The 15,498-nt window shown below is 71.8% G+C and carries 17 protein-coding genes; 12 read left to right on the plus strand and 5 right to left on the minus strand.

The genetic code is table 11. The annotated features are described in order from the left end of the window. Nucleotides 1-14: 14 nt before the first annotated feature. Nucleotides 15-1,811 (minus strand): AMP-dependent synthetase/ligase, encoded by a 1,797-nt coding sequence (locus M878_RS80570; protein WP_031226347.1) that lies wholly within the window; start codon nt 1,809-1,811, stop codon nt 15-17. 296 nt (nt 1,812-2,107) lie between these two features. On the opposite strand from M878_RS80570, the gene M878_RS80575 reads away from it, so the two are divergent. The 8 genes from M878_RS80575 (at nt 2,108) to M878_RS80605 (ending at nt 8,360) form a co-directional block, all read left to right on the plus strand. Next, nucleotides 2,108-2,905, plus strand: coding sequence for a metallophosphoesterase family protein (locus tag M878_RS80575; protein ID WP_078630451.1), 798 nt, complete (start codon nt 2,108-2,110; stop codon nt 2,903-2,905). Between the two features lie 122 nt (nt 2,906-3,027). Continuing rightward, the gene (locus M878_RS80580; RefSeq protein WP_023551379.1) at nt 3,028-3,471 is read left to right on the plus strand and encodes an SRPBCC family protein; all 444 of its coding nucleotides are present in this window, start codon (nt 3,028-3,030) and stop codon (nt 3,469-3,471) included. 44 nt (nt 3,472-3,515) lie between these two features. After that, entirely contained in the window at nt 3,516-4,691 is a 1,176-nt protein-coding gene (locus tag M878_RS80585; RefSeq protein ID WP_023551380.1) for an ArsA family ATPase, read from the plus strand. A gap of 57 nt (nt 4,692-4,748) precedes the next feature. Next, the gene (locus tag M878_RS80590; protein WP_023551381.1) at nt 4,749-5,249 is read left to right on the plus strand and encodes a DUF5304 domain-containing protein; all 501 of its coding nucleotides are present in this window, start codon (nt 4,749-4,751) and stop codon (nt 5,247-5,249) included. 67 nt (nt 5,250-5,316) lie between these two features. Next, entirely contained in the window at nt 5,317-6,270 is a 954-nt protein-coding gene (locus M878_RS80595; RefSeq protein WP_023551382.1) for an ROK family glucokinase, read from the plus strand. Nucleotides 6,271-6,339: 69 nt separating this feature from the next. After that, nucleotides 6,340-7,095, plus strand: coding sequence for an endonuclease/exonuclease/phosphatase family protein (locus M878_RS80600; protein ID WP_031226348.1), 756 nt, complete (start codon nt 6,340-6,342; stop codon nt 7,093-7,095). A 39-nt stretch (nt 7,096-7,134) separates the two neighbouring features. Next, nucleotides 7,135-7,308 carry a hypothetical protein gene (locus tag M878_RS99040; protein WP_209445574.1) on the plus strand — a complete coding sequence of 58 codons (174 nt, stop codon included), beginning with the start codon at nt 7,135-7,137 and terminating at the stop codon, nt 7,306-7,308. Then, entirely contained in the window at nt 7,302-8,360 is a 1,059-nt protein-coding gene (locus M878_RS80605) for a serine hydrolase domain-containing protein (protein ID WP_023551384.1), read from the plus strand. The genes M878_RS99040 and M878_RS80605 overlap by 7 nt, the downstream gene beginning before the upstream one ends. A gap of 261 nt (nt 8,361-8,621) precedes the next feature. Here M878_RS80605 and M878_RS80610 read toward each other — a convergent pair whose 3' ends face one another. Genes M878_RS80610 through M878_RS80620 form a run of 3 tightly spaced genes read right to left on the minus strand, consistent with a single transcriptional unit; the run spans nt 8,622 to nt 10,684 of the window. Continuing rightward, nucleotides 8,622-9,314 carry a TetR/AcrR family transcriptional regulator gene (locus tag M878_RS80610; protein ID WP_023551385.1) on the minus strand — a complete coding sequence of 231 codons (693 nt, stop codon included), beginning with the start codon at nt 9,312-9,314 and terminating at the stop codon, nt 8,622-8,624. A 40-nt stretch (nt 9,315-9,354) separates the two neighbouring features. Next, nucleotides 9,355-9,912 (minus strand): hypothetical protein, encoded by a 558-nt coding sequence (locus M878_RS80615; protein ID WP_023551386.1) that lies wholly within the window; start codon nt 9,910-9,912, stop codon nt 9,355-9,357. Beyond that, nucleotides 9,905-10,684, minus strand: coding sequence for an alpha/beta hydrolase (locus M878_RS80620; protein ID WP_023551387.1), 780 nt, complete (start codon nt 10,682-10,684; stop codon nt 9,905-9,907). Before M878_RS80620 ends, M878_RS80615 begins: the two co-directional genes overlap by 8 nt. 186 nt (nt 10,685-10,870) lie before the next feature. Between M878_RS80620 and M878_RS80625 the strand changes: the two genes are divergently transcribed. The 4 genes from M878_RS80625 to M878_RS80640 all read left to right on the plus strand — a co-directional run bounded on the left by M878_RS80625 (nt 10,871) and on the right by M878_RS80640 (nt 14,688). Further along, complete coding sequence (locus M878_RS80625) at nt 10,871-11,602, plus strand: lysophospholipid acyltransferase family protein (protein ID WP_078630679.1); 732 nt, start codon at nt 10,871-10,873, stop codon at nt 11,600-11,602. A gap of 32 nt (nt 11,603-11,634) precedes the next feature. Continuing rightward, nucleotides 11,635-12,855, plus strand: coding sequence for a MacS family sensor histidine kinase (macS, locus tag M878_RS80630; RefSeq protein ID WP_023551389.1), 1,221 nt, complete (start codon nt 11,635-11,637; stop codon nt 12,853-12,855). Next, nucleotides 12,852-13,541 carry a response regulator gene (locus M878_RS80635; protein WP_023551390.1) on the plus strand — a complete coding sequence of 230 codons (690 nt, stop codon included), beginning with the start codon at nt 12,852-12,854 and terminating at the stop codon, nt 13,539-13,541. Before macS ends, M878_RS80635 begins: the two co-directional genes overlap by 4 nt. A gap of 118 nt (nt 13,542-13,659) precedes the next feature. Then, the gene (locus M878_RS80640) at nt 13,660-14,688 is read left to right on the plus strand and encodes a 6-phosphofructokinase (RefSeq protein ID WP_023551391.1); all 1,029 of its coding nucleotides are present in this window, start codon (nt 13,660-13,662) and stop codon (nt 14,686-14,688) included. A 48-nt stretch (nt 14,689-14,736) separates the two neighbouring features. Here M878_RS80640 and M878_RS80645 read toward each other — a convergent pair. Then, nucleotides 14,737-15,498 (minus strand): aminodeoxychorismate/anthranilate synthase component II (locus M878_RS80645; RefSeq protein ID WP_023551392.1); only part of this gene is annotated, 762 nt, incomplete at its 5' end.

Below are 15,498 nucleotides of genomic sequence, written 5' to 3' on the forward strand. Positions count from 1 at the left end.
CCGTACGTGGCCCGCTACTTCTGGTAGATGGCCTCGATCTCGGCCGCGTAGTCCTTTGCCACCACGCCCCGCTTGAGCTTCAGCGACGGGGTGAGATGGCCCGACTCCTCCGTGAACTGGGAGGGCAGAATGCGGAACTTCCGCACCGATTCCGCCTTCGACACCGCGGCGTTGCCGTCGTCGACCGCCGCCTGGATCGCCTCGATCAGATCCGGGTCGTCCTTCAGCGACGCCGCGGTGGAACCCGCCGGCTTGCCGTGCTCCTCGGCCCAACGGCCCAGGAACTCCTCGTCGACGGTGACCAGCGCGCCCACGAACGGCCGCCCGTCGCCCACCACCATGCACTCCGCGACCAGCGCGTGCGCCCGGATCCGGTCCTCGATCACCGCCGGCGCCACGTTCTTGCCGCCCGCCGTGACGATGATCTCCTTCTTCCGGCCGGTGATCCTGAGGTAGCCGTCCTCGTCCAGGGTGCCGATGTCGCCCGTGTGGAACCAGCCGTCGGCCAGCGCCTCCGCCGTCGCGCCCGGGTTGTTCCAGTACTCCTTGAACAGGTGCTCGCCGTGCAGCAGCACCTCGCCGTCGTCCGCTATCCGGATCACCGAGCCGGGCAGCGGCTGGCCGACCGTGCCGATCTTCTGCCGGTCCCAGGGGTTGAACGCGGTCGCCGCGCAGGACTCGGTCAGGCCGTAGCCCTCCAGCACCGTGAAGCCGATGCCCCGGAAGAAGTGGCCGAGCCGCTCGCCCAGCGGGGCGCCGCCGGAGATGGCGTACTCGCCCCGGCCGCCGAGGACCGCGCGCAGCTTGCTGTAGACCAGCCTGTCGAAGACCTTGTGCTTGACCTTCAGACCGAACGACGGCCCGGAGGCGCTGTCCAGCGCCTTGCTGTAGGCGATCGCGGTGTCCGCGGCCTTGTCGAAGATCGCGCCCTTGCCGTCCGCCTGCGCCTTGGCGCGCGCCGAGTTGTAGACCTTCTCGAAGACCCGCGGGACACCGAGGACCAGCGTCGGCCGGAAGGCGGCCAGCTCGTCGGTGAGGTGCTTGATGTCCGGGACACAGCCCAGCTTGATCGGCGCCATCATCGGCGCGATCTGCACGAGCCGCCCGAAGACGTGCGCGAGCGGCAGGAAGAGCAGCACCGAGCACTCGCCGGTACGGAACAGCGGGCGCAGCCGCTCCACGATGTTGCCGCACTCGGCGAAGAAGCTGCGGTGGGTGAGCACGCAGCCCTTGGGGCGGCCGGTCGTCCCGCTCGTGTAGACGATGGTCGCCGGGTCGTCGGCGCAGGCGAGCGAGCTGCGTTCCTCGACCGTCTCGTCCGACACGTCCTGCCCGAGCCGCGCCAGCTCCTCCAGGCCGCCGGCCTCGATCTGCCAGACGTGCTTGAGGGCGGGCAGCGACTCGCGCACCGACTCCACGGCGGCCGCGTGGCCCGGAAGTTCCACGACGCACGCCGTGGCGCCCGAGTCGGACAGGATCCACTGCACCTGCTCCGGCGAGCTGGTCTCGTACACCGGCACGGTGACCGCGCCCGCGCACCAGATCGCGAAGTCGATGAGCGTCCACTCATAACGGGTGCGGGACATCAGGCCCACCCGGTCGCCCGGCTGCACCCCGGCGGCGATGAGGCCCTTGGCGGCGGTGTGCACCTCGGCCAGGAACTCCCGGGCGCTCACGTCCTGCCAGCTGCCTCCGGCCTTGCGGGCGATGACGGCGACGTCGGGATGCTGCGCGGCGTTTCTGCGGACGATGTCGGTCAGATTGCCGTCCGCAGGGACCTCGTACAAAGCCGGAAGGCTGAACTCGCGCAAGACTGCTGCTCCTCATAGGGCGCCGGCGCCACGACACTGTGTGATGCGACGGTGCGGTCCAAGGCTCGGGCTGGTGCTCGGGTCTTCGGTGGTTGAAATCCAGAGCACGACTGGACTGCCCGGACGTTACCCGTCGGTATGGCGTTCCCGACAGGGGGTCCGAGCCAGATGTTCGCTGCGTCACACACGTTGGCGTTCCTTCGCGCACAGTAGTCCACGGCTGAACCGACCGGCGAGTAACCGCAGGCGGGGCCGACACTGTTCACGCACACCGCACACGCCTACCCTTGATCGTCATGGCATCCACACCCTCCGGTAACCACAGGACGCGCGTCCACGTGGTCAGTGACGTGCATGGCAATGCCCGGGACCTGGCCCGGGCCGGAGAGGGTGCCGACGCCCTGATCTGCCTCGGCGACCTCGTGCTCTTCCTCGACTACGCCGACCACTCGCGCGGCATCTTCCCGGACCTGTTCGGCAAGGAGAACGCCGACCGCATCGTCGAGCTGCGCACCGCCCGCCGCTTCGAGGAGGCCCGGGAGTTCGGCGCCCGGCTGTGGGGCGGCATAGGCACGGACCGGGCCGGGGCCATCGAGAAGGCGGTGCGCAAGCAGTACGCCGAGATGTTCGCCGCGTTCCCCACCCCGACGTACGCCACCTACGGAAATGTCGACATGCCGCCACTGTGGAGCGAGTACGCCCGCCCCGGCACCACGGTCCTCGACGGCCAACGGATCGAGATCGGCGGCTGGACCTTCGGGTTCGTCGGCGGTGGCCTGAAAACGCCCATGCGCACGCCGTACGAGATCGGCGACGAGGAGTACGCGGCGAAGATCGAGGCGGTCGGCGAGGTCGACGTGCTGTGCACGCACATCCCGCCGGACGTCCCCGAGCTCGTCTACGACACCGTCGCCCGCCGCTTCGAACGCGGCAGCCGCGCGCTGCTGGACGCCATCCGCCGTACGAAACCCCGCTATTCGCTCTTCGGGCATGTGCACCAGCCGCTCGCCCGCCGCATGCGGATCGGCGCGACCGAGTGCGTCAACGTGGGCCACTTCGCGGGCACGGGCCGCCCCTGGGCGCTCGAATGGTGACCGGTCGACGGCCGGTGGGACATGGGGTGAAGGCGGCAGGTCGGCGGCGCGGTAGCCTTCACGCTGCACACACGTGCGCACGACGACCTCAGTACCGGCCCGCATCTGGAGGAGCCACGGCGATGGCGGAACACACCAGCTCGAGCATCACGATCGAGGCGGCACCGGCCGACGTCATGGGGGTGATCGCCGACTTCGCCCGCTACCCGGACTGGACGGGCGAGGTGAAGGAGGCGGAGGTCCTCAAGACCGACGACCACGGCCGCGCCGAGCAGGTCCGCCTCGTCATGGACGCCGGGGCGATCAAGGACGACCAGACGCTGGCCTACACCTGGACCGGCGACAACGAGGTCTCCTGGACCCTGGTCAAGTCCCAGATGCTCCGCTCCCTGGACGGCTCGTACGTCCTGAAGCCCACCGGCCCCGGCGCCACCGAGGTCACCTACCTCCTCACGGTCGACGTCAAGATCCCCATGCTCGGCATGATCAAGCGCAAGGCGGAGAAGGTCATCATCGACCGGGCCCTGGCGGGCCTGAAGAAGAGGGTGGAGTCGGGGGAGAACTGATCACCCCGGTTCACCGCTCGCGCACGACGATACCGTTCACCCTCATGCGCACCATCCTGATCACGGGCCCCGGCGGCAGCGGTCGTACCACGATCGCCGCCGCGACCGCGCTCGACGCCGCCCGCGAGGGCACCCGCACTCTCCTCCTCAGCGCCGACCGCACCGACACCCTCGGCGCCGCGCTGGGCTCCGCGACAGGACCGGTCCCCGAGGAAGCCGCCGCGAACCTCACCACCTGGCGTCCCGACGCGGCCGCCCGGTTCCGCGAGGACCTCACCGCCTTCCAGGCCCGCGCCGCGAACGTCCTCGACCTCCTCGGCGCCGCCCGCCTGGACGCCGAGGAGGTCACCCCGCTCCCCGGCGCCGAGGAACTGTCCTTCCTGCGCGCGCTCAGGGACGCCGCCCTCTGCGAGCGCTACGACCTCCTCGTCGTCGACCTCCCACCCCTCCCGCAGGCCCTCGCCCTGCTCGCACTCGCCGAGGAGCTGCGCCGCTATCTGCGCCGCCTGCTCCCGCCCGAGCGGCAGGCGGCCCGCGCCCTGCGCCCGGTCCTCGGCCGGCTGGCCGGCGTGCCCATGCCCGCCGACTGGCTGTACGAGACGGCGGCCCGCTGGGACGTCGAACTGGCCGCCGTCGAGGCCGTCCTCACCGACCGGAACACCGCCGTACGCCTGGTCGCCGAACCCGGCCCGGCCGGCGCCGACGCCGTATCCGCCGCCCGCCTGGGCCTCGCCCTGCGCGGCCTGCGCACCGAGGCCCTGATCGCCAACCGCACCCTGCCCGAGGCCACCCCCGACAGCTGGTTCTCCTCCCTCCTCGCCCAGCAGCGCAAGACGCTCGCCGACTGGCGGGAGCAGCCGTACGACGTCCACCCCGTCCCGCACCTCGGCCGCGACCCACGCGGCGGCGACGACCTCGCCGCCCTGGCCGTGCCCGCCGTCAATCCGGCGCCCGCCCCCGTCGAGTGGCCCGTGGCCGACCGGATCGCCGAGGACGGCGTGCTGGTCTGGCACATCCCGCTGCCCGGCGCGATACGGGACGAGGTGGACCTGATCCGGCGCGGCGACGAACTCGTCATCACCGTGGGACCCTTCCGGCGGATCGTCGCGCTGCCCTCCGCCCTGCGCCGCTGCACCGTCGCGGGGGCCGGTCTGCGCGAGGGCGAGCTGCGCGTCCGGTTCGCCCCGGACCCCGACCTGTGGCCGGTCGGCGGACGATGAACCGGGTACGCCCGTTCGGGTAACGTCGTAAGGGCGAACCGTAGTCAGGAGTCCGCCATGAGCGAAGAGCGCCCCGCAACCGACTCGTCCGAGGAGTCGTCCGAGGAGCAGGGCCGGGCGGCCGACGCCGACGCCTGGGCCACGGCCTGCGCCGAGGACCTCGCCGCCGAGAAGGCCCGCCACCGTGCCGAGCACGGCCCGCAGCCCGGCTCGGCCGCCGAGGAACTGAAGAAGCTCGTGGACACGGTGGCCGAGAAGCTGTCCGGCCTCCCGTCACCGCTCCTCGGCGGCCTCGCCGGACCCGCCGCCCAGCAGGTGGTGCGCCAGGTCGTCCAGCAGGCCAAGGCCGCCGTCGAGCCCGTCATGGAGCGCAACCCCGACGTCTTCGACCACCTCGCCGCGGCCGGCGGCGAGCTGCTCGCCGCCTACCGTTCCGCCGTCCAGGCCCAGGAGCACCGCTGGACCGCCCGCTCGGCCGACCTGGCCGACGAGTGGCGCGACGACCGGCGCGACCGGGGTGAGGGCAGCGGCCCGGGAGAGCGCATCGACCTGGACTGAAGCCGTCCCCCGGCAGGGCCTCGGGTACGGTTGGCCGTAGCGGGGCTCGACCGAAACTGAGGGATTCATGGGACTCACCATCGGCGTCGACATCGGCGGCACCAAGATCGCGGCCGGCGTGGTCGACGAGGAAGGCAACATCCTCTCGACCCACCAGGTGCCGACCCCGGGCACGCCCGAGGGCATCGTGGACGCCATCGCCGCCGCCGTCGAGGGCGCACGCGTCGGTCACGACATCGTCGGCGTGGGCATCGGTGCGGCCGGCTATGTGAACCGGCAGCGCTCGACGGTGTACTTCGCGCCGAACATCGACTGGCGCCAGGAGCCGCTGAAGGAGAAGGTCGAGGCCCGCGTGGGCCTCCCGGTCGTGGTCGAGAACGACGCCAACGCCGCCGCCTGGGGCGAGTACAAGTTCGGCGCCGGCAAGGGCCACCGCAACGTCATCTGCATCACCCTCGGCACCGGCCTCGGCGGCGGCATCATCATCGGCAACAAGCTGCGCCGCGGGCACTTCGGCGTGGCCGCCGAGTTCGGTCACATCCGGATGGTCCCGGACGGCCTGCTGTGCGGCTGCGGCTCGCAGGGCTGCTGGGAGCAGTACGCGTCGGGGCGGGCGCTGGTGAGGTACGCCAAGCAGCGCGCCAACGCCACCCCCGAGCATGCAGAGCTGCTGCTCTCGCTCGGCGACGGCACCCCCGAGGGCATCGAGGGCAAGCACATCTCCATGGCCGCCCGCCAGGGCGACCCGGTCGCCGTCGACTCCTACCGCGAGCTGGCCCGCTGGGCGGGCGCGGGCCTGGCCGACCTGGCCTCCCTCTTCGACCCGTCCGCATTCATCGTCGGCGGCGGCCTCTCCGACGAGGGCGAACTGGTCCTCGACCCGATCCGCAAGTCCTACAAGCGCTGGCTGGTCGGCGGCAACTGGCGCCCGGTGGCCGACGTGATCGCGGCCCAGCTGGGCAACAAGGCGGGCATGGTGGGCGCAGCGGACCTGGCCCGGGAGCCCGACCCGATCATGTAGCGAGGTCGTACGACAGTGCCCGCCGCGTCCGGTCCCGGGACGGGCGGGCATCGTCGTATGTTGATCGGCATGGCGACCAGCACGCTGCTTCCCAACTCCCGTACCGAATCCGACGGTTCCTCGGTCATCCGCGTTCTCAGCTACAACATCCGCTCGATGCGCGACGACACGGATGCCCTGGCCAGAATCATCTCCGCTTGCGCTCCCGACCTGGTCCTCGTGCAAGAAGCCCCCCGCTTCTTCCGCTGGCGCAAAAAGCTCGCCCGCCTGGCCGCGGCCTCCGGCCAGGTGATCCTCACCGGCGGAGCCACGGCAGCGGGCCCGGCGATCCTCTGCTCACTCCGCGCCACCGTCGAACGCACGGAAGACGTCCTCCTCCCGCTCACCCCCGGCCAGCACCGCCGCGGCTTCGCCACGGCAGTGGTCCGTTTCGGCGGCGCCCGCGTCGGCGTACTCAGCTGCCACCTGAGCCTGCGGAAGGACGAACGCCGCGAGCAGGCCGGGATGCTCCTCGACCGCCTCGCCGGCATGGGGGTGGAGCACGCCATCGCCGGTGGCGACCTCAACGAGGGCCCCGACGGTCCCGCCTTCCGGCTGCTCTCCGGCGCCCTCCAGGACTGCCGGGCCGTAGCCCCCTGGGGCGGCGAGGAGACCTGGAGATACAGCGAGCCCCACCGCCGTATCGACGCCGTCTTCGCCACGAAGGGCATCGAGGTGCTGGGCTGCGGGGTGCCGCTGGAGCAGCCGGGAGTCACCCCGGCCGACCTGATCGCGGCCACGGATCACCTCCCGGTGCTGGCCGCCCTTCGCGTGCCGGTGGCGTAGCTTCCACAGCTTTCACTTGAACTAAGTACAGGAAATTTCTTGCAGCCACTCTCGGGGGCGGCTGTCGCCGTGCTGACGGGTGGTGAGGAGGTCCATGTCACGCCCGGCGTGACGAACGTGGACCACCCCCTGCCGGTCGACGAGCACACGCTCTTCCAGTCCCCGCGCTGCGCCTCGCCGACGAGGACACCGCCGCCCGGATCACCGTGCTGAACCTGCTCAACCACACGGCGGGCCTGGACTGGAATCTGATCGACGCCGACGACACCGACGGTTCGCTCGCCGCGTTCGTCGCCCAACTGGACCGCTTGCCGCTGATCGCCCCGCCCGGCGCTCGCGCCTCCTACAGCCAGGCCGGGTACAGCCTGGCCGGGCTGGTGGTGGAGAACGTCACCGGGATGCCGTTCGAGAAGGCGGTGGCCGAGCTGGTCCTGGAGCCGCTGGGCCTGTCCGACACCGTCTACGACCTGGACGAGGTCGTGGTCCGGCGCTTCGCCGTCGGTCACCACCGCGCCGAGGACGGCACCGTGACCCTCGCCCGCCCCTGGAAGTCCTGGCGGGCCGGCACCCGGGGCAACAACCCCGGCGGCGGCATCGTCTCCTCGGCGAGCGACCTGCTGCGCTGGGCCCGCTTCCAACTGGGCGACGGCGAGGGCCTGTTGCCGGCACAGGCGCTGGCCCGCATGAAGCAGCCCACGGTCGGACTGCGCGGCAGCGCGCTCGGCGACGCCCTCGGTATCTGCTGGTTCCTGCGGGACGTGGAGGGCGTCCGCACGGTCGGCCACGGAGGTTCGGGCAACGGGCAGTTCGCCGAGCTGCTCCTGGTGCCGGAGCGGGACTTCGCCGTCGTCTCGCTGGCCAACATCGGCCCGGACGGCTATCAGTTCAACCAGGCGGTACTGAAGCGGGCGCCGGAGCTGTACCTCGGTGTCGTCGAGCGGGAACCGGAACCGCTCCCGTACGACGAGGAGCAGGCGCGGGAGGTCGCCGGGCGGTACGAGACCGACGCGATGAACCTCGACATCGCGGCCGACGCCGGCCGCCTCACGCTGGCGGTCGGCATCAAGCCGCAGATCCGCGCGGCCTCCGACGTGCAGATGCCGCCGGACTACCCGGCCGCGGAGATCGGCTTCCTGCCGGGGGAGGGCGAGGAGTACGTGATCGCCGAGGGCGGCTTGAAGGGCCAGCGAGGCTTCTTCTCACGCGGGGCCGATGGCACGGTGACGGGCGTCGACTTGGCCGGGCGCCTCTTCAGCAGGGTCTGACTCGCCGTACGCGGCTGCGGGTGCGGGGTGGCTGGTCGCTCCCCCAAGTTCTCGGCTTCGCTCGAACCTGGGGACCCCCGTCGCGGCGGAGCCGCAGATCGATACAGCCCCGCGCCCCTTGGGGAACTGCAGCCGCCGCCCCCGACAGCGCACCGCCGCTGCGGGCAGCCTCATACCGCCCTGGCTGCCGGCGGTCGTGCCGCTCGGGCGGTGCCCGTCCCACAGAAAGCGCACCTCCCGGAGAGCAGCGTCTGCCGATCCTCAGGCAGCACCGGCACCGCTGTCCGCGCCGCCCGCCCGCAGCCCGTCCAGCAGAGCCCGCAGTCCCACCCGGTAGGTGCCGTCAGGAGCGTCCGCGTACCCCGTGGCCGCCGCCGTGTCCAACCGCGCCCGCAACCGCGGAAACGGCTCCGCAACCTCCGCCGCCTTGGCCATCGTCTCCTCGAACCGCCCCCCGGGATCCTCGCCGGCCCGCCGCAGCTTGCGCGACAGAGAGGCCATCGTGGCAGCGCCGAGCGCGTTGCCGAGGACATACGTCATCACCGCACCGGCGGCGCGGTCCGCTTCCTCCGGCGCGAATCCCGCCGTCTCGAAGACCCCGAGGAGATGGTCGTCGTAACGGGCCTTCCCGGTGCTGTAGAGCAGATGGGAGCCGATCGCCTGCACCAGCCACGGATGCCGGACGAGCATCGCGTGCAGCCGGTCGGCCATCGCCGCGGCGGTGCCCCGCCAGTCGGCCGCGTCGAGCTGTGGCAGCTCCACCTCGTGCCACACCCGGTCCGCGGCCAGCAGCACGAGGTCGTCCTTGTTCTTCACATGCCAGTAGACGGCGGTCGCCGCGGCCCCCAGCCGCTTGCCCAGGCTGCGCATGTTCAGGCCTTCGAGGCCCTCGTCGTCCAGCAGTTCCACGGCGGTCCGGACGATCTGCTCCGGGGTGAGGGTGTCGCGCGGCACGGGCTCACGATAGGTGAGCCACACAGAACTCGTACAAAGTTCAGACCACCGCGCCCCGCCCCGGATCGTCGCCGTCCTCCTCGTCGTCCGTGCGCATCCGCATCACCAGCGCGGCGAAGCCGCCCAGGAAGCCGCCGATGCCGAGGGTCGTCAGCCACCAGGTCATCTCCCAGCCGAGCAGCACCGCCAGGAGAAGGAGAACCGGCCCGCCCAGGACGCCCAGCCAGGCGAACTTCGCGGTGGTGTCGGCGGTCGGCAGCGGCGGCGGCTCCGGTGGGACGAAGTGGCCCTCGTCGTCCTCGTCGAAGTCGTCCTCGGCCGGCTCCGGGGCCGTGTAGTCGCGTGGGCCGACGCCGGGCGCGAACGAGACCGAGCTGCCCAGCGGCCGCACCGGCGCCTTGTCGGTGTCGCTCCCGGCGTCCTTCTCCGGCTCCGGCAGCGCCAGGTCCTCGACCGGCTTGAAGGGCCTGGCGCCCGGCGGATCCGGCGGCTCCTCGCCGAACCCGGCGACGATGGCGCGCCAGGCGGCGTCCTCGTCGAAGGACGCGCCCTGCTCGTCCGGCTCGCGGTCCTCGCGGTCGGACTCGTGCTCAGCCACCTGTGGCCGTCCCTTCCTTACCGAGACTGGGTGCGAGCCGGCCGACGAAGGCGAGGCTCTCCTCGAAGACCCGGTCCGCATCCTCGTCCAACGTCGCCACGTGGTAGCTGTGTTCCAGCACGATCTCCGTCACGTCCGTGGACGACACCCGGCTCAGCACACGGGCCGAGTCGACCGCCGGGACGACATGGTCCTGGGCGCTGCGCAGCAGCAGCAACGGCTGGGTGACCTGGGGCAGCTCGCCGTCCAGCCGGCGCAGGAACTGGCGCAGCGAGTGTGCCGCGTGCAGCGGCACCCGGTCGTACCCCAGCTCGGCCGCGCCCTCCTTCGCGATGTCGCTGGCGATGCCCTTCGTCGTCCGCACGAGATGGCGGGCCACCGGAAGGGCGTACGCCGACAGGCCGTGCACCTTGTTCGCCGGGTTGACGACCACCGCGCCCGCGACCCGCTCGCCGTGCCGGGCCGCGAGCCGGAGCGCCAGGGCGCCGCCCATGGACAGGCCCGCGACGAACACCCGGGAACAGCGCTCGGAGAGTTCGGCCAGCTCGCGGTCCACCTCCGCATACCAGTCCTGCCAGCCTGTGACCTGCATGTCCTCCCAGCGGGTGCCATGGCCGGGCAGCAGCGGCAGCGACACGGTCAGGCCGTGCGCCGCATGGTGCTCCGCCCAGGGGCGCAGCGACTGGGGCGAGCCGGTGAAGCCGTGGCAGAGGAGGACCCCCACTTCCCCGCCCTCGTGGCGGTACGGCTCGGCTCCGGGGAGGACCGGCACCTTCGAGCTCCTGTTCCTGAAAAGGGCCCCACCGGTGGCCGGCGGAGGCGAGGGGAAAAATGCGCGGATGTGCTTCACCGTACGCGACCGCACTGACACCGACCAGGGTCGTCGGGCTCATTGACGGTCCTCCGGGTTAAGGTCTGTTCGACGGAAACAGGAGGCACACGGGTGTTGTACGGCACGATGAAGGTCGCCATCGGAGGGCCGCTGAAGGTCGCCTTCAGGCCCTGGGTGGAAGGCCTGGAGAACGTACCGGACGAGGGCGCCGCCATCCTGGCGAGCAATCACCTGTCCTTCTCGGACTCGTTCTTCCTGCCGGCCGTCCTGGACCGCAAGGTCACCTTCATCGCGAAGGCGGAGTACTTCACCACTCCGGGCGTGAAGGGCCGGCTCACCGCGGCCTTCTTCAAGGGCGTCGGACAGCTCCCGGTGGACCGGTCCGGGGCGCGCGGCGCCGGCGAGGCCGCGATCAAGAGCGGCATAGAGGTGCTGGAGCGCGGCGAGTTGTTCGGCATCTACCCCGAGGGCACCCGCTCGCCCGACGGGCGGCTCTACCGGGGCAAGCCCGGCGGCCTCGCGCGCGTGGCGCTGGCCACCGGCGCGCCGGTCATTCCGGTGGCGATGATCGACACCGAGAAGATCCAGCCGCCCGGCAAGGTGATGCCGAAGCTGATGCGGCCCGGCATCCGTATCGGCAAGCCGCTGGACTTCAGCCGCTACGCCGGCATGGAGCACGACCGCTTCGTCCTGCGCGCCCTGACCGACGAGGTCATGTACGAGATCATGAAGCTCTCCGGCCAGGAGTACGTCGACATGTACGCGACCGCCGCCAAGCGGCAGATCGCGGAGGCGGCGAAGGCGGCCAAGGAAGCCGAGAAGGCCGAGAAGACAGCGGAGAAGAAGGCGGAGGCCTGACGGAGGGGCCGGGGGAGCAGGGGGGCGGGGACATGCCCAAGCGCGAGCGCGTCATGCGGATGTCGGTCGAGCTGCCGCTGTGGCGCGCGCTCGCCGGCTACCGCGTGCTGACCATGCTGTACGCCATCGCCCTGTGCGTCACCAGGTACGACCTCTATGTGCGCCCCTGGATCGCCGTCGGCTACTTCGCCGTCCTGCTCGTCTGGACCCTCGCCACTCTGCCGAGGGTGCGGAACGCGGCGAGCTGCCCCAAGCGCTTCCTGATGGCCGATCTGACCATCGCGCTCGCCGGCATCCTGCTCACCCCGCTCGCCGACAGCCATCAGCCGGTCGACGGCGGCCCCACGCTGCCGACGATATGGACCGGCGGCGCGGTACTGGCCTTCGCGATCAAGGGCGGCTGGCGCTGGGCCGCCGTCGCCTCTACGGCGGTTGCCGCCGCCAACCTGATCGAGCGCGGCCATCCCGCCCGGGACACCGTGCACAGCCTGATCCTGGTCTGGGTGGCCTCGATCGCCGTCGGCTACGTCGTGGAGGTCGCCCGCGCCTCCGAGCGCACCCTCGCCCGCGCCCTGGAGATCGAGGCGGCGACCCGGGAGCGGGAGCGGCTGGCCCGGGACATCCACGACGGCGTGCTGCAGGTGCTGGCGATGGTGCAGCGGCGCGGCGCGGTCATCGGCGGCGAGGCTGCGGAGCTGGGACGGCTCGCGGGGGAGCAGGAGGCGGCGCTGCGCACGCTGGTCTCGGGCGGTCTGGTGCCGGTCTCCCGGGTGTCGGAGGACGCCTGCGCCGGAGCGGTCGTACGAGCGGTGGACGAGCCCGATGACGAGGGCCCCGTCGATCTGCGGGCGCTGCTGGCGTCCTGGGTGGGGGCCCGGGTGAGCCTGGCCGAGCCCGGGGCGCCGGTCGAGCTGCCCCGGCCGGCCGCGCGGGAGCTGGCCGCGGCGGTCGGCGCCGCCCTGGACAACGTACGCAAGCACGCGGGCGGCGAGGCCCGGGCCTGGATCCTGGTCGAGGACGAGCCGGACGAGATCGTCGTGACCGTCCGGGACGACGGCCCCGGCATCCCCGCGGGCCGGCTCGCCCAGGCAGAGGGCGAGGGCCGGCTCGGCGTGGCCCAGTCGATCCGGGGGCGGCTGCGCGACCTGGGCGGCAGCGCCGAGCTGATCTCCGTCCCCGGACAGGGCACGGAAGTCGAACTGAAGGTACCGAGGACGAAGGTGCCGAAGAACGCGAAGGCGGAGCGTCGATGAGCGATCAAGCGATCGATCAGCAGGACCCGGTCAAGGTCATGGTGGTGGACGACCACCCCATGTGGCGCGACGCGGTCGCCCGGGACCTGGCCGAGTCCGGCTTCGAAGTGGTCGCGACGGCCGGCGACGGCGAGCAGGCGGTCCGCCGCGCCAGGGCCGCCGCCCCCGACGTCCTCGTGCTGGACCTCAACCTGCCCGCCAAGCCCGGTGTTCAGGTGTGCAAGGAACTGGTCGGCCACAACCCGGCGTTGCGCGTCCTGGTCCTCTCCGCGAGCGGTGAGCACGCCGACGTGCTGGAGGCCGTGAAGTCCGGCGCGACCGGCTATCTGCTGAAGTCGGCCTCCACCGAGGAGTTGCTGGACGCCGTGCGCCGTACCGCTGTTGGCGACCCGGTGTTCACGCCGGGCCTCGCCGGACTGGTCCTCGGCGAGTACCGCCGCCTGGCCTCCGAGCCCGCGCCCGCCCCCGACACCGACGAGCCCGGCGCGCCCCGGCTGACGGACCGCGAGACGGAGGTGCTGCGGCTGGTCGCCAAGGGCCTGAGCTACAAGCAGATCGCCGAACGCCTCGTCATCTCCCACCGCACGGTCCAGAACCACGTGCAGAACACCCTCGGCAAGCTCCAACTGCACAACAGGGTCGAGCTGGTGCGGTACGCCATAGAGCGCGGCCTCGACGAGGAGTAGCACAGCCGGAGCGCTCTCCGGCAATGCGCCGAAATCACCCGTCCCGCCCCTCCCGGTGTGACCTGAGTCACCATTAGCGTGACCGGGTGTCAGGGAACCGCGGTGAAGGGACATTTCCATGCGCGTCGGAGTACTGACCGGAGGCGGCGACTGCCCCGGGCTCAACGCCGTCATCCGGGCCATCGTCCGTAAGGGCGTGCAGGAATACGGCTATGACTTCGTCGGCTTCCGGGACGGCTGGCGCGGTCCTCTCGAAGGCGACACCGTCCGTCTCGACATCCCCGCGGTGCGCGGCACCCTGCCCCGCGGCGGCACCATTCTCGGCTCCTCCCGCACCAATCCCCTCAAGGCGGAGAACGGCATCCGCCGGATCAAGGACAACCTGGTCAAGCTGGACGTCCAGGCCCTCATCGCGATCGGCGGCGAGGACACCCTGGGCGTCGCCGCGCGGCTGTCCGACGAGTACGCGGTGCCCTGCGTCGGGGTGCCCAAGACGATCGACAACGACCTGTCGGCCACCGACTACACCTTCGGCTTCGACACCGCCGTCAACATCGCCACCGAGGCCATCGACCGGCTGCACACCACCGCCGAGTCCCATATGCGGGTCCTGGTCGTGGAGGTGATGGGCCGGCACGCCGGCTGGATCGCCATCCACTCGGGGCTGGCCGGCGGCGCCAACGTCATCCTCATCCCCGAGCAGCGCTTCGACGTCGAGCAGGTCTGCGCCTGGGTGACCTCCCGCTTCCGGGCGTCGTACGCGCCGATCGTGGTCGTCGCCGAGGGTGCCATGCCCAAGGACGGCGACGTGGTGCTCAAGGACGGCTCGCTGGACTCCTTCGGGCACGTCCGGCTCTCCGGGGTCGGCGAGTGGCTGGCCAAGGAGATCGAGAGCCGCACCGGAAAGGAGGCGCGGACCACGGTCCTCGGCCATGTCCAGCGCGGCGGCACGCCCAGCGCCTTCGACCGCTGGCTCGCCACCCGCTTCGGCCTGCACGCCATCGAGTGCGTCCACGACGGCGACTTCGGCAAGATGGTCGCCCTGCGCGCCACCGACATCGTCCGCGTTCCGCTGGCCGAGGCCACGGCCAAGCTGAAGACGGTGGACCCGAAGCTGTATCAGGAAGTCGGCGTGTTCTTCGGCTGACAGTCCGGTCGGGGCCCGGGGAGCGAGTGGTCCCCGGGCCCCGACCGCTCACCTCGCCCTGCTCGCCCCGCGCAGCTGACCGACCAGCTCCCGTACGACTGCGGCCCCGTTCAGGGTCAGGATCGACTCCGGGTGGAACTGCACCCCGGCGAACCCAGGGCCCCGTACCGCATGCACCTCTCCGTTCGCCGCCTGGCTCACCTCGATGCCGTGCGCGGCCAGTTCCCGGGCCGCCTCCTCGTCGCAGCGGGCGACGAAGCTGTTGTAGAAGCCGACGGTCTCGGCCCGCCCGAACAGGTCGATCGTGGTCTGCGCCCCCTGGTACGGCACTTCCTTGCGGACGATGTCCAGCCCCAGCTCGGCCGCGATCAGCTCATGGCCCAGGCAGACGCCCAGCACCCCGTGCCGGTGCTCCCGGAGCACGGTGGTGGTCAGCTCGCGCAGGAACCGCATCCTGGGGTCGGCGAGATCCGCCGGGTCGCCCGGGCCGGGGCCGAGCACCACCGGGCCCTCGTGCGCGAGCACGGCCGCCCGCAGCCCCGGCTCGTCGTACCGCCGTACCGTCACCTCCAGGCCGCCCGAGCGCAGCACATGCGCCAGCATCGCGGTGAAGGTGTCCTCGCCGTCGACGACGAGGGCATGGCCGGTCAGCTCCTCGGCCGGCTCCTGCATCCGCAGCCAGAAGGGCGCGAGCGCCGCCCTTCGGCCGTCCAGCGCCGCCCGCACCCGCGGGTCGTCGGCCAGCCGGGGCCGCTCCCGGTCCGCGCGCGGCCGGGACGGCCGTACCCCGAGGGCCGCGAGCACGCCCGC

It is taken from the genome of Streptomyces roseochromogenus subsp. oscitans DS 12.976, assembly GCF_000497445.1.
Classification (GTDB): domain Bacteria; phylum Actinomycetota; class Actinomycetes; order Streptomycetales; family Streptomycetaceae; genus Streptomyces; species Streptomyces oscitans.